This window comes from Nocardioides sp. B-3 (assembly GCF_024703895.1).
In the GTDB taxonomy this organism is placed as follows: Bacteria; Actinomycetota; Actinomycetes; order Propionibacteriales; family Nocardioidaceae; genus Nocardioides.
Genome location: NZ_CP087968.1, coordinates 461321 through 479661 on the forward strand (window position 1 = coordinate 461321; position 18341 = coordinate 479661).

Annotated in this window: 18 protein-coding genes and 4 pseudogenes; 6 read left to right on the forward strand and 16 right to left on the reverse strand. The window is 71.5% G+C overall.

The genetic code is table 11. From position 1 onward, the window contains the following. Nucleotides 1-275 precede the first annotated feature (275 nt). Entirely contained in the window at nucleotides 276-638 is a 363-nt protein-coding gene (locus LP418_RS32245) for a glycosyltransferase (protein WP_442940218.1), read from the reverse strand. Further along, a pseudogene (locus LP418_RS30230) lies at nucleotides 622-894 on the reverse strand (glycosyltransferase family 2 protein); the annotation flags it as partial. The gene LP418_RS32245 and the pseudogene LP418_RS30230, both read right to left, overlap by 17 nt. Between LP418_RS30230 and LP418_RS03120 the strand changes: the two are divergent. Genes LP418_RS03120 through LP418_RS03130 form a run of 3 tightly spaced genes read left to right on the forward strand, consistent with a single transcriptional unit; the run spans nucleotide 893 to nucleotide 2245 of the window. Beyond that, complete coding sequence (locus tag LP418_RS03120) at nucleotides 893-1570, forward strand: hypothetical protein (RefSeq protein WP_257955191.1); 678 nt, start codon at nucleotides 893-895, stop codon at nucleotides 1568-1570. The pseudogene LP418_RS30230 and the gene LP418_RS03120 sit on opposite strands and share 2 nt — an antisense overlap. Beyond that, nucleotides 1518-1814, forward strand: coding sequence for a hypothetical protein (locus LP418_RS03125; protein ID WP_257955192.1), 297 nt, complete (start codon nucleotides 1518-1520; stop codon nucleotides 1812-1814). Before LP418_RS03120 ends, LP418_RS03125 begins: the two co-directional genes overlap by 53 nt. Continuing rightward, complete coding sequence (locus LP418_RS03130) at nucleotides 1811-2245, forward strand: hypothetical protein (protein ID WP_257955193.1); 435 nt, start codon at nucleotides 1811-1813, stop codon at nucleotides 2243-2245. The genes LP418_RS03125 and LP418_RS03130 overlap by 4 nt, the downstream gene beginning before the upstream one ends. Here the strand turns inward: LP418_RS03130 and LP418_RS03135 are convergent. From LP418_RS03135 to LP418_RS03150, 4 genes and pseudogenes are all read right to left on the reverse strand, one after another. After that, the gene (locus tag LP418_RS03135; protein WP_257955194.1) at nucleotides 2186-2806 is read right to left on the reverse strand and encodes a hypothetical protein; all 621 of its coding nucleotides are present in this window, start codon (nucleotides 2804-2806) and stop codon (nucleotides 2186-2188) included. The two genes, LP418_RS03130 and LP418_RS03135, sit on opposite strands and share 60 nt — an antisense overlap. After that, on the reverse strand, nucleotides 2778-3176 hold the full coding sequence (locus LP418_RS03140) for a hypothetical protein (RefSeq protein WP_257955195.1): 399 nt from the start codon (nucleotides 3174-3176) through the stop codon (nucleotides 2778-2780). The genes LP418_RS03135 and LP418_RS03140 overlap by 29 nt, the downstream gene beginning before the upstream one ends. Next, nucleotides 3173-4310, reverse strand: a pseudogene (gene mnmA, locus LP418_RS03145) (tRNA 2-thiouridine(34) synthase MnmA). Before mnmA ends, LP418_RS03140 begins: the two are co-directional and overlap by 4 nt. Next, nucleotides 4310-5647 (reverse strand): cysteine desulfurase family protein, encoded by a 1338-nt coding sequence (locus LP418_RS03150; protein ID WP_336276011.1) that lies wholly within the window; start codon nucleotides 5645-5647, stop codon nucleotides 4310-4312. Before LP418_RS03150 ends, mnmA begins: the two are co-directional and overlap by 1 nt. Here LP418_RS03150 and LP418_RS03155 point away from each other — a divergent pair. The 3 genes from LP418_RS03155 to LP418_RS03165 all read left to right on the forward strand — a co-directional run bounded on the left by LP418_RS03155 (nucleotide 5557) and on the right by LP418_RS03165 (nucleotide 7962). Beyond that, nucleotides 5557-6000, forward strand: coding sequence for a hypothetical protein (locus LP418_RS03155; protein WP_257955196.1), 444 nt, complete (start codon nucleotides 5557-5559; stop codon nucleotides 5998-6000). The two genes, LP418_RS03150 and LP418_RS03155, sit on opposite strands and share 91 nt — an antisense overlap. After that, nucleotides 5939-6787 (forward strand): hypothetical protein, encoded by an 849-nt coding sequence (locus LP418_RS03160; protein WP_257955197.1) that lies wholly within the window; start codon nucleotides 5939-5941, stop codon nucleotides 6785-6787. Before LP418_RS03155 ends, LP418_RS03160 begins: the two co-directional genes overlap by 62 nt. Before the next feature lie 182 nt (nucleotides 6788-6969). Next, nucleotides 6970-7962 (forward strand): hypothetical protein, encoded by a 993-nt coding sequence (locus tag LP418_RS03165; RefSeq protein WP_257955198.1) that lies wholly within the window; start codon nucleotides 6970-6972, stop codon nucleotides 7960-7962. A gap of 37 nt (nucleotides 7963-7999) precedes the next feature. Here the strand turns inward: LP418_RS03165 and proB are convergent, their stop codons facing one another. The 10 genes and pseudogenes from proB to LP418_RS03215 all read right to left on the reverse strand — a co-directional run bounded on the left by proB (nucleotide 8000) and on the right by LP418_RS03215 (nucleotide 18333). Beyond that, the gene (gene proB / locus LP418_RS03170) at nucleotides 8000-9121 is read right to left on the reverse strand and encodes a glutamate 5-kinase (protein ID WP_257955199.1); all 1122 of its coding nucleotides are present in this window, start codon (nucleotides 9119-9121) and stop codon (nucleotides 8000-8002) included. After that, nucleotides 9118-10673, reverse strand: a pseudogene (obgE, locus tag LP418_RS03175) (GTPase ObgE). The gene proB and the pseudogene obgE overlap by 4 nt, the downstream one beginning before the upstream one ends. A gap of 95 nt (nucleotides 10674-10768) precedes the next feature. Next, on the reverse strand, nucleotides 10769-11023 hold the full coding sequence (gene rpmA, locus LP418_RS03180; protein WP_257955200.1) for a 50S ribosomal protein L27: 255 nt from the start codon (nucleotides 11021-11023) through the stop codon (nucleotides 10769-10771). Between the two features lie 46 nt (nucleotides 11024-11069). After that, a complete protein-coding gene (rplU, locus tag LP418_RS03185; protein WP_257955201.1) occupies nucleotides 11070-11381 on the reverse strand; it encodes a 50S ribosomal protein L21 in 312 nt (103 codons plus the stop codon). A 216-nt stretch (nucleotides 11382-11597) separates the two neighbouring features. Beyond that, nucleotides 11598-12110, reverse strand: coding sequence for a hypothetical protein (locus LP418_RS03190; protein WP_257957305.1), 513 nt, complete (start codon nucleotides 12108-12110; stop codon nucleotides 11598-11600). A gap of 13 nt (nucleotides 12111-12123) precedes the next feature. Then, nucleotides 12124-14013, reverse strand: a pseudogene (locus LP418_RS03195) (Rne/Rng family ribonuclease); the annotation flags it as partial. Then, nucleotides 13931-14212: a hypothetical protein gene (locus tag LP418_RS03200; protein WP_257955202.1), complete on the reverse strand. Its 282-nt coding sequence runs from the start codon at nucleotides 14210-14212 to the stop codon at nucleotides 13931-13933. The gene LP418_RS03200 and the pseudogene LP418_RS03195, both read right to left, overlap by 83 nt. Before the next feature lie 910 nt (nucleotides 14213-15122). Further along, nucleotides 15123-15785, reverse strand: a complete 663-nt coding sequence (locus LP418_RS03205) for a TIGR03936 family radical SAM-associated protein (RefSeq protein WP_257955203.1) — start codon at nucleotides 15783-15785, stop codon at nucleotides 15123-15125. Between the two features lie 78 nt (nucleotides 15786-15863). Then, complete coding sequence (locus LP418_RS03210) at nucleotides 15864-17051, reverse strand: winged helix DNA-binding domain-containing protein (RefSeq protein ID WP_257955204.1); 1188 nt, start codon at nucleotides 17049-17051, stop codon at nucleotides 15864-15866. Nucleotides 17052-17055: 4 nt separating this feature from the next. Next, on the reverse strand, nucleotides 17056-18333 hold the full coding sequence (locus LP418_RS03215; RefSeq protein ID WP_257955205.1) for a hypothetical protein: 1278 nt from the start codon (nucleotides 18331-18333) through the stop codon (nucleotides 17056-17058). Between the last annotated feature and the right edge of the window lie 8 nt (nucleotides 18334-18341).

Sequence of the window (18341 nt, forward strand, 5' to 3'; positions counted from 1 at the left end):
GGTCAGGACGGCATAGCGGAGGTACGGCGCCGGGCCGAGCACCCCGAAGAGGGCCGCCATCACGCCGAAGATCACGTAGGGCCGATACATGATGTAGGCCCGGGTGATGGCCGCGCCCGAGCGGAACACGTGCTGCCGGGTCGAGGAGAACAGCCGCGACTCGCGGGTCTTGGCGTTGGTGATGACCGGCACGCTCGCGATCGCGAGGTTCTTGTTGCCCGCCCGGATGATCGTCTCCATGCAGTAGGAGAAGCGGGTGACCGTGTTGAGCCGCATCAGGCTCTCGCGCAGTAGGCGCGGAACCCGCTGGCGGCGTCGGGGAGCTCGGTGCGGGCCGCGAGGTTGACGACGTGGGAGCCGAACCGCTGCAGCGCCTTCTTCGACGGCGAGAAGTGGTCGATCAGTCCTACCCGGCGGTCCGCGATCACGATGTCGGCCTCGCGGCGCAGGATCGGCTGGACCGGGTCGGCGATCCGCTCCCGGGGGTACTGGTTGTCGCCGTCGGTGTTGACCACGATGTCGGCGCCGAGCGCGAGCGCATGGTCGATGCCGTCGGTGAAGGAGCGGGCCAGCCCCCGGTTGCGGTGGTGGCGGACGAACTCGGTGACGCCGTGGGCGCGCGACCTCGACCGTCCGATCGGTGGAGCCGTCGTCGATGACGAGCACGACGATCTCGTCGATGCCCGGGATCTGCTTCGGGATCGACGACAGCACGGCGGGGAGGGTCTCCTCCTCGTTGAGGCACGGGACCTGCACGACGAGCATCATGCGGCGGACCCTAGGAGCGGGTGCGGACCCGGACGGGGCCTCGAGGTGACAGGCGAGCGAGACAGTGGGCGAGCGTCCGATACGCCGCTCGCCTGTGGAGGGGCCTGCCCGGACAATGGCCCCCATGTCTCGATGGGGTCTGCCGGCGGCCCTGTTCCTCGTCTGCGCCTGCGTCTACGGCCTCACCGTCAGCACCAACCCCAGTCCCGACGCGTTCACCGCCGACTTCGCCGCCCGGCACATCGCCCGCACCGGCGACCCGGTGCCCGACATCGCCGACTTCCCGCTGCTCGACGACAACATCATCCGCGAGACCCGGATCGTGTCGACCGCCGACGGCCGGGAGGCGGTCGGCCGGGCCCCCGGGGTGATCGCCTTCTCCGTGCCGGCCTACGTGCTGCTCCCCTCGGCCACGATCAGCGCGGCGCCGGGCGGGTTGACCGCCGCCCTCCTCAGCGCCCTCGCGGTCGTGCTGTTCTTCCTGCTGCTGCGCGACCGCACCGGATCGCGCACCGCCTTGATCGCCGCACTCCTGCTCGCGTTCGCGACCCCCGTCTGGTCGGTGGCCGCGGACGCGATGTGGCCGCACACGCTCACCACGCTCGGGATCATCGGCATGGCGTGGGCCGCGGACCGGCGGCGGTGGTGGCTGGTCGGCCTGTTCGGCGGCCTCGCGTTGTGGGGTCGCCTGCACGCGGCGATCATCTGCGCGGTCCTCGGAGTGGGAGTCGCCCTGGTCCAACCGTCGTATGGCGATCGCGCTGCGCGTCGGAATCACCTCGGCGCTCTCCCCGGGTGCTGATGTGTGGCTGGACGCGCTGGATGTACAGGCTCCCTGGGACCCGACCTCGGGCTATCGCGCGGGCGACTTCGGCGACAACGTCGGCACCTACCTGCTCCACCTTCCCAACTACCTCGGCTTCATCTTCTCCGCCGACCGCGGGCTGCTCTGGTGGTGCCCGCTCCTCTTCCTGCTGCTGCCGGCCACTGGCGCAACCGGCACGAGCTGCCGGACTGGGCGACTCGGCTGGCGCTCGGCGGGGTGACCTACCTGCTGAGCCGGGCGGTGCTCAACCGGTTCAGCGGCGGCGACCAGTTCTACGGCTACCGCACCAGCCTCGAGCTGGTGGTCTCGCTCGCCCCGGCGCTGGCCCTGAGCGCGCACCGCCTCTCGGATCGAGCGCGCCGCTGGTTCACGCCGATCGCGGTGCTGCAGGTCGTGCTGATCGCCCCCGGCGCGATGGTCGACGGGTTCCACTCCCCCGTCGCCGACGTGTGGTGGCGCAACGCGTTCCTCGACGCGCTGTCGAGTCGGCCTCTCGAGATCCTGCCGCTCGCCGGCGTGGCGCTGGTGGGTGCGTTGTTCGCCGTACACCTGCTGAAGCGGCCGCGGGTGGACCGGCTGCTCGAGGCCGACTCAGAGGTGGCTGGCCACGTCGTGGCTGAGCGAGAGGGCCCGACGGCCCCAGTCCGGTGACGCGCCGGCCAGCCCGCACGACGGTGTGATGACCAGCCGCTCGCGCACGTCGGCGGGGTCGAGGCCGAGCATGTCCAACCAGCGCAGGACCTGCTCGGCCAGCACCTTCTCGGTGGGTACGGCGACGGGGTCGGTCGAGGGCACGACACCGAGCCCGACGACCAGCCCGTCGTCGAGCGCCGTGGCCAGCGCGTCGAAGTCCTTGGCGCCCAGCATGGTGTGGTCCACCGACAGTCCGCGAGCACCGGCTCCGGCGACCAGCGCCCACGGCACGCCGGGGGCGCACGAGTGCACCCACGGCTCGGCGCCCGCGTCGGAGATGGCGGCGAGCACGATCTCGAGCGCGGCCGAGGCCTCGGGTGGGTGCACGGTCCGGTGCCGGCCGAAGCCGGACGCGGTCGGCACCCCGGCCTCGAGCACGGCGGGCAGCATCGGCTCGTCGACCTGCACGATCAGCCGCTCGACCTTCGGGAGCCGGCGGCGCAGGTCGGCGACATGGCCGCGCACGCCCTCGGCCAGCGCTCGGGCGAGGTCACGCCCGGCGCCGTGGTCGGAGAGCACCTTGTCCCCGCGAGGCTTCTCGACGGTCGCGGCCAGCGTCCGGGGGACCGGTGACCTGCGCCTTGAAGGCCCCGGTCCAGTCCCGGGCCTGCTCCTCGACCCGGTCGAGGTCCCGGGCCAGCTGCGAGCGGGCGCGGCGGTGGTCGATCCCGGACGCGTCGGTCAGCCGCCACCCCGCGGGCTGGAGGTCGACACCCAGCCCGTCCACGATCGCGAGCGCACGACCGGTCATGCCGGCGGTCACTCCCCTGCCGGGGAGCTCAGGGACGAAAGCCGGGTCGGGCAGCTCGCCCAACGTGAGGCGGACCGCTTCGGCGTACGCCCGGTTGTCGTCGCCGGGCATCGACCCGATGCCGGTCGCGATCGTCACGTGCGGGCCCGGGTGAGGTTCTGTGCCAGCGCCCGGCTGCGGTCCGTCGCGCTGATGGTGGCCGATCCGACGACGCGGGTGGCGTCGTAGATCACGGCCGCCCGGCCGGGCGCGATGCCCTCGGCCGGGTCGAGCAGCTCGATCTCGAGACCCTCACCGTCGACGCGCACGATCGCCCGGTGCTCGCCGCCGTGGGCTCGCAGCTGCACGGTGACGTCGGGGCCGTCGAGAACCGAGGGGACCGTGCCGCACCAGCGCGGCTTGATGCCGGTGATGCGGTCGATCTTGAGGCCCTCGCGCGGGCCGACCTTGACGGTCCCGGAGACCGGCTCGATGTCGAGCACGAACCGCGGCTTGCCGTCGGCGGCTGGCACGCCGAGGCGCAGGCCGCGGCGCTGGCCGATGGTGAAGGCGACGGTGCCCTCGTGCTGGCCGAGCACCTCGCCGGTGGCCGAGTCGACGATGTCTCCGCTCGTGTTGGGGTTGCGCTCGCCGAGCTTCTCCTTCAGCCAGCCGGCGTTGTCGCCGTCGGCGACGAAGCAGATGTCGTGGGAGTCGGGCTTGTCGGCGACCAGCAGGCCGCGGTCGGCCGCTTCGAGGCGTACGGCGGGCTTGGCCGTGTCACCGAGCGGGAACAGCGAGTGCGCGAGCTGGTCCCGGGTGAGCACGCCCGGGACGTAGGACTGGTCCTTGCCCATGTCGACGGCACGGTGCATCTCGATCAGCCCGTCCGCCCCGGTGCGGAGCTGGGCGTAGTGGCCGGTCGCGACGGCGTCGAAGCCGAGCGCCAGCCCGCGGTCGAGGACGGCCGCGAACTTGATCTTCTCGTTGCAGCGCAGGCACGGGTTGGGCGTGCGGCCGGCGGCGTACTCGTCCATGAAGTCCTCGACCACGTCCTCGTGGAACCGGTCGGAGAGGTCCCACACATAGAACGGGATGCCGATGATGTCGGCCGCGCGGCGGGCGTCGTTGCTGTCCTCGATCGTGCAGCAGCCGCGGGCGCCGGTGCGATAGGACTTCAGGGTTGCGCGAGAGCGCGAGGTGGATGCCGGTGACGTCGTGACCTGCCTCGACGGCGCGGGCGGCGGCGACCGCGGAGTCGACGCCGCCGGACATGGCAGCGAGGACTCTCATCAGCGGGCCTTCGCCGTCCCGGCCCGCTCGACGACGGGACCGATCGCCTCGACCAGCGCATCGACGTCGGCGGGCGTGGAGGTGTGGCCGAGCGAGAAGCGCAGCGAGTGCCGGGCCCGGTCGTCGTCGCAGCCCATGGCGAGCAGCACGTGGGAGGGCTGCGGGACGCCGGCGCTGCAGGCCGAGCCGGTGGAGCACTCGATGCCCCGGGCGTCGAGCAGCATCAGCAGCGAGTCGCCCTCGCAGCCCGGGAAGCCGATGTGGGCGTTGCCGGGGAGCCGGTTGTCGGGGTCACCGTGGAGGTGCGCGTCGGGGACGACCTCGACCACGCGGCGTACGAGATCGTCACGCAGGGTCCTGAGACGGGTGGCGTGCTCGTCCCGGGCCTTGACCGACGCCTCGACGGCCGCGGCGAGCCCGGCGATGGCCGGCGGGTCGAGGGTGCCGCTGCGGATGTCGCGCTCCTGCCCGCCGCCGTGCACGAGGGCGGAGACACGGAGGTCGCGACGCACGATCAGCGCGCCGACGCCGTAGGGGCCGCCGACCTTGTGACCGGTGAGGCTGAGCGCGTCGACGCCGGACGCGGCGAAGTCGACGGGTACGGCGCCGATGGCCTGCACCGCGTCGGTGTGGACCGGGATGCCGTGCTCGGCGGCCAGCGCGACCACCTCGGCGATGGGCTGCAGGGTCCCGACCTCGTTGTTGGCCCACATCACCGAGATCAGGGCGACGCTGGCGGGGTCGCGCTCCACGGCGGCCCGCAGGGCGTCGAGCCGCAGGTGCGCCTGCTGGTCGACCGGGATGAGCTCGACCTCGGCGCCCTCGGCCTCACCCAGCCAGATCAGCGGGTCGAGGACGGCGTGGTGCTCGATCGCGCTCGTCAGGAGGCGGACCCGCCGCGGGTCCTCCGCGCGACGCGCCCAGTAGATCCCCTTGAGCGCGAGGTTGTCGGACTCCGTGCCACCGGCGGTGAAGACGACGTCGCCGGGGCGACAGCCGAGCGCGCGGGCGATGGTCTCGCGGGACTCCTCGACGACCCGGCGCGCGTGGCGGCCCGAGGCATGCAGCGAGTTGGCGTTGCCGACCCGGGCCGGTGCGAGGTCAGTGCCTCGATCGCGGCCGGCAACATGGGGGTCGTCGCGGCGTGGTCGAGGTAGACGGCCTGCCCGGTGGGGATGGTCATAACCGGTCCAGCCTAACGGGACTGGCCTACGATCGTGACCATGCGATCGGGGGCAGCACGCGGATGGTCGCGACCCTGCTCGCCTCCGTGGTCGCGACCCTGTGCTGCGGCGCCTGCACCGGTTCCACCGACGAGCCGCCCGCCAGCACGGGATCGGCCGAGCCGCTGAGCGCCACCGCGTTCCGGGCGGCCGCCGCCGAGATCGTCGAGCGGCGCGAGAAGGCGCTGCAGGACGGCGATCGGGATGCCTTCCCGGCGACCGTGGACGACGACGAGCTCCAGTTCGTCGCGACGCAGAGCCGGCTGTTCGACAACCTCGCGGCGATGCCGATCGACCGAGGTGCGGATCGAGACGCTGGACAAGCCCGCCGCGGACGCCGAGGAGGGCGAGCTGCAGCTCCCGGTCGACTTCACCATGAGGCTCGACGGCTTCGAGGAGCGCAGCGTGACTCAGCGGCTGCTCTACACGTTCCGGCAGGTCGACGGCGAGGTCGGCCTCGTCAATGACCGCAACGCGCAGCGCGACCTGCGGACGGGGTGGCTCCCGGACCCCCGGGACGTCGGCGACGTCGTGGTGCGCGAGAGCGGCTCGATCCTCGCGTTCTTCGACGAGGAGACCGCCCCCTACGCCGACGCCGTCATGAAGGACCTCAGGGCTTCGCGAGAGACGGTCCTCGCCGCCGTACCGAACTGGTCCGGCCAGCTCGTGGCCTACGACATCTCCGACTTCGCCGGCCTCGAGAAGCGCACACCGATGCAGGTGTGGGAGACCGGTGGAGTCGCCTATCCCGTCTTCGTCCGCCCCGGCTCCGACGAGGTCGCCGCCGTGCGCTTCATCGTCAACCCGGACGTGGTCCACAACAGCCTGAACCGCGAGTTCCTCCTCCCGCACGAGCTGACGCACGTGGCGCTGGGCAGCAGGGACGACGCGAGTCCGCGGTGGCTGTCGGAAGGTGCCGCGGAGTACGTCTCCCGCACGCAGTACTCCGTCGAAGAGCAACGGCGGATGGCGGGCTTCGCCGCCGACTACCTCGGCATCACCGACCCGGTCCCGGTCAACGGCACCGACTTCTACGCCAACCCCAACGTGAGCTACGAGACGGCCTCGATCGCCTGCACCTACCTCGCAGTCACCCGCGGTGAGCAGACACTGTGGGACCTGATGGATGCCTTCACCACCGCGGGCCGGGGACTCTCAGCGGCGCAGGTCGACGCCATCGTCCAGCGCGAGATCGGCCTCGACACCGCCACGCTCGCCCGCGACGCCGTCGCGTGGGCGGCCGCGGCCGGCTGAGGCTCGTCGGCCAAAGTGCGAGAATCCGGAGCATGCTGACACCTCGGGGGAACGCTCATCGACCGCTCGCGGCACTACTGGCGGGCGCAGTCCTCGCCCTCAGCGCCTGCACCGGAGACTCGCCACGTTCTTCGAACGACGGATCGACAACGACACCGTCACCGACCGACTCGATGCCGACCGTGGCCGAGTTCGACGTCAACGCAGCGGAGAACCTCGACCCTTGCATGATGGTGCCGAAGGAGACCTGGCTCACCTTCGTGCCCAAGGGCAACCGAGACGACGCCCGCGCCCGCCAGCAGCTTCTCGACCGGCCGCTGGGCACAACCAGCCTCCTGTCTACGTTCATCAAGGACGAATATCCCAAGTACGCCTGCGTCGTGACCTACGACAGCCCCAAGACTGAGATCTCCGCGGTTGCACCGGGGTTGGTACCTCGGCCCCTTTCCCCCGCAGAAGGTCAACAAGATCTTCGCCGCTGGGGGCGGGACGGAGCACGACCGCGGCACCTACGCCGCTGTGACGGGGGCGACCTGCTCACGGCGAACGCGGTCGGCCTCACCTCCTACGACGCGGGCTTCTTCGTGACCGTGGATGCTCCGATCGGCTCCGATCGCAGGCTCGATCAAGAGCAGGACGCGGACGGCAAGGGCAAGGTCTTCAGGATGGATCGGCGCATGTTGGACGTGCTCGACCTGATTGCCGAGTACAAGGACACTCAGCCTCCCATCCAGCTCCCCGAGGGGTGCCCAGAGCCTCAAGACTCCGCGATCACGGCGGTCATGGGCAAGGTGAGGTACGCCCGAGGTTCCCATGACGGCGAAGGCACGCAGTTCTGCCTCTACCGAAACCCGGAGCGCGGGACGGTGCTGCGGCTGAGGGGCGGAGCCGGCACCCAAGAGGTCCTCGACGGCCTCCTCGCCACCTTGGAGGCCGAAGCGCGCCAGCAGGACAGGTTCGACGGTTCGACGGGCGCTCGGGGCCGGGCCGCCACGGCCTCGAACGGCCTCGCGGCCGGGAGCCCGGTCGACACGGAGGAGTTGCGCTACGCCTTCGCCGACGTCGAGATCGACGACTTCGAGCGTGACGCGCCGAAGATCCCTCGGCCCGCACTGATCGAGCTGCTCGAGGCCTATTACGCCAGCGAGCCGTGGTCGGTCCCGGCTGTGTCCTAGGGCCGACGAGCAGCACGCCACCGAAGGGCGACCGCCGTCAGAGCACGATCAGGTCGTCGCGGTGCACGACCTCTCGTTCGTACGCCGAACCGAGCTCTCGCTTCAGGTCCTTGCTCGATCGCCCGAGCAGACCCGGCAGCTCGTCGGCGTCGAAGTTGACGATCCCGCGGGCCACACCGGCTCCGGACGGGTCCACCAGGTCGACGGGGTCACCGGCCACGAACGACCCGACCACGCCGGTGATGCCGGCAGCGAGCAGGGAGGCACGGCGCTCGGTGACCGCAGCGACGGCGCCCGGGTCGAGCACCAGCGAGCCCTTGGGCTCGGTGGCGTGGGCCAGCCACAGGAGCCGGGTGGGTCGACGCTTGCCGGTGGGCAGGAAGACGGTGCCCACCTCGGCACCGGAGAGCGCGTCGGACGCGCGGTCGGCAGAGGTGAGGACGACCGGGATCCCGGCCCCCGTGGCGATGCGAGCGGCGTCGACCTTGGTGACCATGCCGCCGGTGCCGACACCTGCCGCGCCGGGCGAACCGATCGAGACGCTGGTCAGGTCGGCCTCGGAGCGCACCTCGGTGACCAGTCGCGAGCCTGCCCGGCTGGGCGGACCGTCGTACAGTCCGTCGACGTCTGAGAGCAGGACCAGCAGGTCGGCGTGCACCGGGTGGGCGACGAGGGCAGCGAGCCGGTCGTTGTCGCCGAAGCGGATCTCGGAGGTGGCGACCGTGTCGTTCTCGTTGACGATCGGCAGGACGCCGAGCTCAAGCAGCTTGGCGAAGGTCTGGTAGGCGTTGCGGTAGTGCGCGCGCCGGATGACGTCATCGACGGTGAGCAGGACCTGCCCGGTCACCGTGTCGTGGCGGGCAAACTCCTCCCCGGTAGCGGTGCGCCAGCAGGCCCCCGGCCGACCGACGCGGCCGCCTGCTGGGTGGCCAGCGACCCGGGACGCTTCGTCAGGCCGAGCGGGGGCCGGGCCCGCCGCGATCGCGCCGGAGGAGACGAGCACGACCTCGGAGCCGCGGGCGCGCACCGAGGCGAGCACGTCGACGAGCTGACGCACCCGCGTCGGGTCGATCCCGCCGGCGGCGGTGGTCAGCGACGACGAACCGATCTTGACGACGACCCGGCGCGCTCCTGCAACGAGCGCCGCCCGATCGGTCACTCCTCGCCGTCCCAGTCGGGGTCGTCCTTCGAGCCGATCTCGTAGGACATCGGGCCGATCCCGGAGCTGGTGACCGTCTTCGGCGCGACCTTGGTCCGGTCGATCCGTCGGGCCACGTCGGCACGGGTCTCGGTCTCGGAGCGGTCGGGCATCTGCTCTCGGATGTCCTTGCGGCGGGTGGCGGCGGGGCGCTCCTCGCGCAGGCGCTCGTCCTCACCACGACGACCGAGCATCTCGGCACCGGTCTGGACGCTGGGCTTGAAGTCGAAGACCACGGCGTTGTCGGGGTGACCGATGAGCACCGTGTCGCCCTCCCGGGCGCCGAGCTTGATGAGCTGTTCCTCGATGCCGATCCGGTTGAGGCGGTCGGCGAGGAAGCCCACGGCCTCCTCGTTGCCGAAGTCGGTCTGCCGCACCCAGCGCTCGGGCTTCTCGCCGCGCACGCGCCAGCCCTCGGGCGTCTCGGTGATCTCGAACTCGCCGCCGCCGTCGATGGCGCGGGGCCGGATCACGATGCGGGTCGTCTCGGCGACCGGGCGCTCGGCGCGAGCCTGCCCGACGATCTCGCCCATGGCGTAGACCGGGGGCAGGCATGCCGGCGCCGGAGGCGGCGCTGACCGGGAAGACGCGCAGGCCGCGGCCCTCGAGGTCCTCGCGCACCATGTCGGCGATCTCGTTGCCGTCGGGCACGTCGACCTTGTTCAGCGCGATCAGGCGTGGCCGGTCCTCGAGCCCGCCGTAGCGGCTCAGCTCGTTCTCGATCACGTCCGGGTCGTCGAGCGGGTTGCGACCCGGCTCGATGGTCGCGGTGTCGATGACGTGCACCAGCGCCGCGCAGCGCTCGATGTGGCGCAGGAAGTCGTGGCCGAGGCCGCGACCGTCGGCGGCGCCCTCGATCAGGCCGGGCACGTCGGCGACGGTGAACGTCACGTCGCCGGCGCGGACGACGCCGAGGTTGGGCACCGGGGTGGTGAACGGGTAGTCGGCGATCTTGGGCCGTGCCCGGGACATGGCCGCGATCAGCGACGACTTGCCCGCGCTGGGGAAGCCGACCGGGCCGATGTCGGCGACGACCTTGAGCTCGAGGCGCACCTCGACCTCCTCGCCGGGCTCGCCGAGGAGCGCGAAGCCGGGCGCCTTGCGCTTGGCACTGGCCAGCGCCGCGTTGCCGAGGCCGCCGCGCCCGCCCTGCGCGATGACCATCTCGGTGCCGGCACCGACCATGTCGCCGAGGATCTCGCCGTCGAGGGTCTTGACCAGCGTGCCGTCGGGCACGGGGAGGTAGAGGTCGCCGCCGTGCGCGCCGTTGCGGTGGTTGCCCGCGCCGTGGCCGCCGTGGTCGGCCTTGCGCTTGTTGCCGTGGTGGTAGTCGATCAGCGTGGTGATGTCGGGGTCCACCCGCAGGATCACCGATCCGCCAGGGACCGCCGTTGCCGCCGTCAGGACCGCCGAGGGGCTTGAACTTCTCCCGGTGGACCGACGCGACACCGTGCCCACCCCGGCCGGCGCTGATGTGCAGCGTGACCCGGTCGACGAACGTGGGTACAGCCATGGGGGGTCCTAACGAAGGTGAAATGGCGCGAAGGGCGTACCCCTGAGTCTAGGGACGCCCTTCGCGAAAGAAGTCGAACGTTTTAGCTGGTCTTGTCACTCACCGGGGAGGATGTTGACGACCTTGCGGCCACGCTTGGTGCCGAACTGGACGGCACCCGCGATCAGCGAGAAGAGGGTGTCGTCGCCGCCGCGGCCCACACCCGAACCCGGGTGGAAGTGGGTGCCACGCTGGCGGACGATGATCTCGCCCGCGTTGACGGCCCGGCCGCCGAAGCGCTTCACACCGAGGCGCTGGCTGTTGGAGTCGCGACCGTTCTTGGTGGACGCGGCGCCCTTCTTGTGAGCCATGAGTTCAGTCCTTTATCAGCAGGTAAGAAGAGTTCCGAGCGTGAGCTCAGAGGGAGATGTCGGTGACCTTGACTCGGGTGTACTTCTGGCGGTGACCCCGGCGTTTCTTGTAGCCGGTCTTGTTCTTGTACTTCTGGATGATGATCTTCGGGCCCTTGGTCGCACCGAGGATCTCGACCGTCACGGCGGCCTTGTCGAGGCCGGTCGCGGTGACCGTCTCGCCGTCCACGACCATCACCACGGGGAGAGTCAGGGTGCTGCCGACCACGTTGGCCTTCAGGTCCATCTTGTCGATCTCGATGACGTCGCCAACAGCAACCTTCTGCTGCTTGCTGCCACTGCGCACAACTGCGTACACGGCGGACTCACTCTCCTCAGGCCTTGGTTGCCATTGACTGGCACGGTGAAAACACGGTGAAAAACTGGGGTGTTCGGGTCCTGCTCGGGCTTCGCGACCCCACGATGAGTGGAGGGTCAGCAGAGGCCATGCAGGAGGGGTACGCACGGGGCGCACAAGGAGCGACTTTACGGCTCCGAAGGCGACCGGGTCAAAACGAGCCGACCCGGACGCACCTCAGCGCTTGCGAGTGCCCCGCTTCTTGATCGGGACGTGCTCGACGTGGGGCGCGTCGTCGTGGGCCGCGTCGTGCTCGGATCCGGGCTCGACGCCGGCGGTTCCGGGCTCGACGATGCCCGTGTCGGGCACTCGGCCGGCAGCACCGACGGGCGCGACGACCGGCGGACCGGCGGGGCGGGTCGCAGACCGGCGACGCGTGCGCGTCACGACCTGCGGCTTGCTCGCCTCGACTGCCTCGACGGGTTCGGCTACTGCGACCGGCTCGGCCTCAAGGACCTCAGGCGCCTCAGCAGCCGGCTCGTCCCCTTTGGGCGTCTCCGCGGGCACCTCGACCGACTCCTCGACAACGGGCGCCTCAGCGGCCTGTACGTCGACCGCAACCGCGGCAGGGACCTCGTCGGGCGTCTCGGGCTGGTCTGCCTGCTCGGGTGTCTCGGCTCTGGTCGGCCTTCTCCGAGCGCGGCATGGCCGCGACGTCCTTGGGCGACGGGGTGGCCCCGTTGCCGGCACCGTTGCCGGCGCCGTTGTTGGACCTGCCCCCGTTGCCGGGGCCGTCCCGGCCGTCCCCGCGACCGCGGCCGCGACTACGACGTCCGGTGGCGCGGCGATCGCCGTCGTCCCCCTCGCCCTTGGGCTCGACGGGTTCGCTGGTGATCACGACGCCGCGGCCCCGGCAGTGGTCGCAGTCGGCGCTGAACGCCTCGAGCAGACCGGTGCCGATGCGCTTGCAGGGTCATCTGGACCGGGCCGAGCGAGGTGACCTCGGCGACTCGGTGGCGGGTCCGGTCTCGCCCGAGGCACTCGACCGGGCGGCGTACGACGAGATCGCGGTTGGACTCCGGGACCATGTCGATGAAGTCGACGACGATGATGCCGCCGATGTCACGCAGCCGGAGCTGGCGGACGATCTCCTCGGCTGCCTCGAGGTTGTTCTTGGTGACCGTCTCCTCGAGGTTGCCCCCCGAGCCGGTGAACTTGCCGGTGTTGACGTCGACGACCGTCATCGCCTCGGTGCGGTCGATGATCAGCGATCCGCCGGAGGGCAGCCAGACCTTGCGGTCGAGACCCTTCTGGATCTGCTCCTCGATGCGGTAGGTCGCGAACACGTCCTTGCCGTTCTGGCGACCCTCCGCGGCGGGCTCAGAACTTCTCGAGCCGGTCCCGGAGGTCGGGCGCCACGTGGGAGACGTAGCCCTGCACGGTGTCCCGGGCGTCGTCGCCCTCGATGACGAGCTTGGTGAAGTCCTCGGTGAACAGGTCGCGCACGACCTTGAGCGTCAGGTCGGGCTCGCCGTACAACAGCTGGGGCGACTGGCCCTTGGCCTTCGCCTCGATGTCGTCCCACCGGGCCTTGAGGCGCTCAACGTCGTGGGTGAGCTCGTCCTCGGAAGCGCCCTCGGCGGCCGTGCGGACGATCACGCCGGCGGTGTCCGGGACGATCTCCTTGAGCAGCGCCTTGAGGCGGTTGCGCTCGGTGTCGGGCAGCTTGCGCGAGATGCCGCTGGTGGTGCCGTCGGGCACGTAGACCGAGGAATCGGCCGGCGAGGCTGACCTGCGAGGTCAGGCGGGCGCCCTTGTGGCCGACCGGGTCCTTGGTGACCTGCACCAGGACCGACTGGCCACTGGAGAGCACCGACTCGATCTTGCGCTGCTGGCCGTCCTTGTGGCCGAGCGCGGCCCAGTTGACCTCACCGGCGTAGAGGACGGCGTTGCGGCCCTTGCCGATGTCGATGAACGCGGCCTCCATGGAGGGCAGGACGTTCTGCACGCGGCCGAGGTAGACGTTGCCGATCAGCGACGTCTGCGACTCGCGAGCGACGTAGTGCTCGACGAGGACCTTGTCCTCGAGCACGGCGATCTGGGTGAGCTCCTTGCGCTGGCGGATGACCATGACCCGGTCGACCGACTCGCGGCGGGCCGAGAACTCGGCCTCGCTGACGATGGGGGCGCGGCGACGACCGGCCTCCCGGCCCTCGCGGCGGCGCTGCTTCTTGGCCTCGAGCCGCGTGGAGCCGGCGAGCGCGGTGATCTGGTCCTCGGGCGAGCGGCGGGTGCGGACGCGGGTGACGGTGTTGGGCTCGTCGTCGGCCTCGCCACCCTCCTCACCGGCACGGCGGCGACGGCGACGGCGACGCGAGGTGCCGTCTCCCTGCTCGTTCTGCTCACCGTCGGCACTGCCCGACTCGGTCTTGTCGGCCTTGTCGGCCTCGTCCACCTCGTCGTCGGACTCGTCGTCCGAGTCGTTGTCCCGGCCGTCGGCCGAGCCCTCGCCGCCCTTGCGGCGACGGCGTCCACCACGGCGGCGGCGACGGCGGGCGGGACCGGTGCCGTCACCGTTGTCGGTGCCGCCCTCGGTGCCCTCGTCGTCGGTGTCGGTCTCGTCCGCCTCGGCCTCGGTCGGCGGTGTCGGCCGCATCGTCCTTCACCGGCGTAGCGGCGGCCTTCTTGGCCGGGGCCTTCTTCGCGGCGGTCTTCTTGGCGGCCGTCTTCTTGGCCGGGCGGGCCGCGGGCGCCGACTCGGCGGCAGCTTCCTCGTCCTCGGCCTCGACGTCCTCGACCGGAGCCGGGACGACCTTCTTGGCCGTGCGGGTACGGCGAGTGGTGGTGACCACCGGCGCCCGGAACAAGGGGGCGATGCCCGAGGCCGGGGCCTCGGTGGTCTCGGTCGACTCCGCTGCCTCGGCAGCCGCGGGGGACCTCGGCGGCCTTCTTGGCCGTCCTCTTGGCTGCCGTCTTCTTGGCTGCGGGAGCCTCGGCGGCCTTCTTCGTGGTGGTCTTGGCGGCCGCGGTCTTCTTGGCGGCGGTCTTGCGGGCCGGAGCCTTCTTCACGGCCGGGGCGGCCTCGTCAGCAGCGGGGATCAGCGCGTCCCGGACGGACTCGGCGGGCGCGGCGACGGCCTTCTTCGTGGCCCGGGTGCGCGTGGTCTTCTTCACCGTCGGCGCTGCGGGGGTCTCCACGGCGTCGGTGGCGCTGGACTCGACCGGGGCGGGCGCCTCGATCACGGGCGCGACCGCGGGCGTGCGAGTGGCGGCGGTCTTGCGCGGGGCCCGCGTGGTCTTCTTCACGACCGGTGCGGTCGGGGCGGAGTCAGAACCGCTGGTGGTGTTGTCGTTGTCGTTCGGGTTGTCGTCGAGCATGTCGCTCTCCTTGCCGGCGCCCGGATCAGCTCCGGGACCGTGTCGGCGCCGCGAGGCCCGGGTGAGGGGCGTCGGACGCAAAGCCAACGTGTGTCGCCGACACCCTCCGCGTGCGCGTCACCCGATGCGCGTCGGTCACCATTCCGCGGTCGCCGGGCCCGGATGTGCATCTCTGTCACCGATGCACTGGCAGCGTCGCGGAACTGGTGTCGACCAACATCTGAATGTGCCGGACCTTGAGGGGGCCCGGCGAGAACGTCGTCGGCTCGTCGGGGATGGCGGACCAACCTCGTCGAACGTGGCGAGTATCGCACACTCGCCCAGAAACGCCGTCAACCCGAGACACGCACCGGGACGACCCAGAGCTCGGCTCAGACGGGCGGGTCACCGATGGCGCCGGACTCCTCGAGCGGGCCCCGGGCGAGCCTCGTCATGAGGGGGGCCTCGCCCATCGGGGTGCCGGAGACGGCGGTCAGCGCCGTGAGCACGTCGTCGGGACGGACCGCGGGGACGCCGTGGCGCAGCACGAGGTCGAGCCGCGCGAGCTCGCCTTCCCGCGCCGCTGGCCGTGATGCTGAGTACGGCGCCGCGCGCATCGAACTCGCGCAGGCCCTTCTTCGTCATCCGCTCGACCAGCACCTCGTCGGCGTCGTAGAACGCCTTCACGGCGGCCTGCAGGTCGGCGGCCGGGACAGAGAGGTCGATGCGCCAGCGGCTCGCCTCGAGGCGGTCGGCCAGCGACCCACCGGGCGACTCCACGACCTCGAGGATGTCGAGACCGGGCGGGAGCGCCTCGTCGAGCAGGGCGTGCACCTCGGACGGCACCAGCACCCGGGCCAGCGCGATCTCGAGGTACTCCGCCTCGCTCGCGGAACCCGTCGGAGCTGCGCCCGCATAGGACATGCGCGGGTGCGGGTTGAAGCCCGAGGAGTAGGCCATCGGGATGCGCGCACGGAAGACCGCCCGCTCGAAGGCGCGGCTGAAGTCGCGGTGGCTGGTGAAGCGGAGGCGGCCACGCTTGGCGTAGCGCACGCGAAGGCGCTGCACCGGGGGCGGCTGCTGGGGTGGGTCCTTGCGTGCCATATCGCCGGACAGGCTATCCGCCTGCAGGCGAAGAGGCCGACTTCAGGGCAGCTTGGCCTCTCGCATCTGCCCGGACGCGTAGATGCTGTTGACGATCTCGCCGTCGAGCCAGCCCGTGAGCCGCTCGGCCTCGCCCTCCAGCGCGACCACCGCGTCGGCGCCGACGTCCTCGCGCAGGATCACCCGCACCGAGGCGTCGGGGTCCCGGATCCAGCAGCCGACGACGCGCCCGTTCCACCACGCCGTCGTGCCGCCGTTGCCGTTCGTGTCGAAGAGGTACGGCGTGTGCTCGGGATCGAGGTAGAAGTCCCGCTGCTTCCAACCCATCAGGGTCGGGTCGAGCGCGGGCAGCAACGCACCCCACGGCTCGACCGCTGGTTCCGGCTCGACGTCGTCGGCGAGCAGCCAGCCGGTGTCACCGGAGTCCGGGGAGACGGTCACCGCGCCGAGGTCGGCCAGCGCCCGGCGCACCACGGCCTTGGTCGCGCCCAGCCACCAGACGATGTCGGTCTCGGTGCCGGGTCCGAAGGTGAGCAGCCATCGCCGTACAGAGCTCGGCGTAGCCCGCCGCCTCGTCCAGCGGTTCCGGGAACGTCGCCCAGCCAGGGTCGCCATCGAGGTCCACTGCGGCTGCGAGACGCGCCAGTGGCTGGCGTTGCGGCCGCGCACGATGCGGGCATCGGCGCCGAGCTGCGTCAGCACCCGTGGGGCGATCTGCGCGTCGACGGCCCACTTCGCGTCGCCGCCGGTGCGGATCCTGCCGGCGAGCACCGGCAGCTCCGCGCGCAGGGTCTTCGCGCTCAGCTCGTCACCACCGGCCAGCCGCGCGAGCACCGCTTCGCGTGCGGCCCGCAGCCACGCCTCACCGTCGTCGGTGAGCCCGCCCTGCACGACGTCCTTGGCGATCCGCTTCCACTCTCGGGCTGCGACCCGGGCGGAGGCACTCCCCCACGCGGCGGGCAGCAGGTCGCGGGGGAAGACGAAGAGGGTGCGCCGCATGGCGAGCTGCTTGACCGGGCTGCGGTCGTCGTAGAGCGCACGGTCGACATCGGTGCGGGTGAGTCCGTCGACGCGCGCCTGCAGGGAGAGGTACGGCGTGGGCGGCTCCGTCGAGTGCAGCACCGTCATCGCCCGGGTCGCCGCGACGGCGTCCGCGACCCGGTGCTCCGGATGGATGGCGTGCCGCCGAGCCAGCCGGGCCCGGCGTTCGGTGTCGGTGACGTGGCGCATCGGCTCAGATGGCGACGGTGTCGAGCGAGAGCAGCGCCGGCATGGCGGCGTACAGGACAAGGAACCCGAAGGCGAGCACGATCGCGGTGCGGGTGCGGAGCAGGAGGGCGGCGAACGCGATGCCGAGCGGGAACACCGCGAGCCCGTAGCGCAGGTGCACGGCGAAGTACTGCTCCGTGGTGGCGAACACCATGACGTCCGGGACCACGGCACCGATCGCGGCGCCGAGGAGGTAGCCCGGCGCGAACTGCCGGACGTACGGCGCCGGGTCGCGCAGCAGGCCGGCCCAGACTGCCAGCGCGGTGCCGCCCATGGCCAGCACCAGCCACACGGCCGGGGCGCCCAGCATCCCCTCGCCCCGGGTGCTGAGGAACTTGGCGCTGTCGACCGTGACCGCCTGCCAGTCGAGACCGGGCACGGCGTAGAAGCCGGGCGGGTCGTAGTCCGCGACCCGGGTCGCGGAGATGAGGGCCCGGTGGCCGACGAACAGGGCCAGCGTGGAGGTCATGAGGACGGCGCCGGCGACCGGGGCACGGAGGCGATCGCGCCGTTCGATCGTTCCCGGCCAGAGCACGACCGCCGCGAACGCGATGCCGACGGCAACCGCGATCACGATGTTGGACCCCTTGACGCCGACGATCGTGAGGGCCGCCAGCGGCAGCACCCAGACCGGCCACTCGCGGCGCAGGAACTTCAGCGACGCCAGCGCGGTGAACGCACCCACGGGGATGTCGAGGGCGTGCGGGGTCATGTGGATGTACTGCTGGAGGAAGGCAGGCACGAGGAGCACCGTGCTCGCCGCGACCGCCGCGGCGGGCCGGGTGGCGCCGAAGGCGCGGGCCAGCAGCCACAGGGTCCACATGCTCAGCCCGGCCCAGAAGATGCCCACCAGCCGGCCGGCGATGACTGGGTTGTCGACGATGCCGACCTTGAGCGGCACCGCGGCGGCGAGCCCGGTGAGCACGAAGTAGGGCGCCGGGTCGGGCCCGGCGTAGTTGGGCGTGCCCTTCGAGATCGCCGGATCGGGTGTGCACGCCAGCGGGGGCAGGATGCGCTCGACGCCGCGGCAGGCACGCGCCACCTCGCCCCACCCGGAGACCTGTTCGCCGTCTCGCATGAAGAGGTGTCCCTGCGTGACGGCGTGGACGCGGTCGGCGTACTGCCACTCGTCGTAGACGCTCAGCGGCTTGTCGTTGACGGCGCGGAACCCGACCAGCGGCGCGGCGACTAGCACGAAGGCGATGAGGAGCAGGGCCTGCCGCTGCCATGCCTTGAGATTCATCAGGTCCG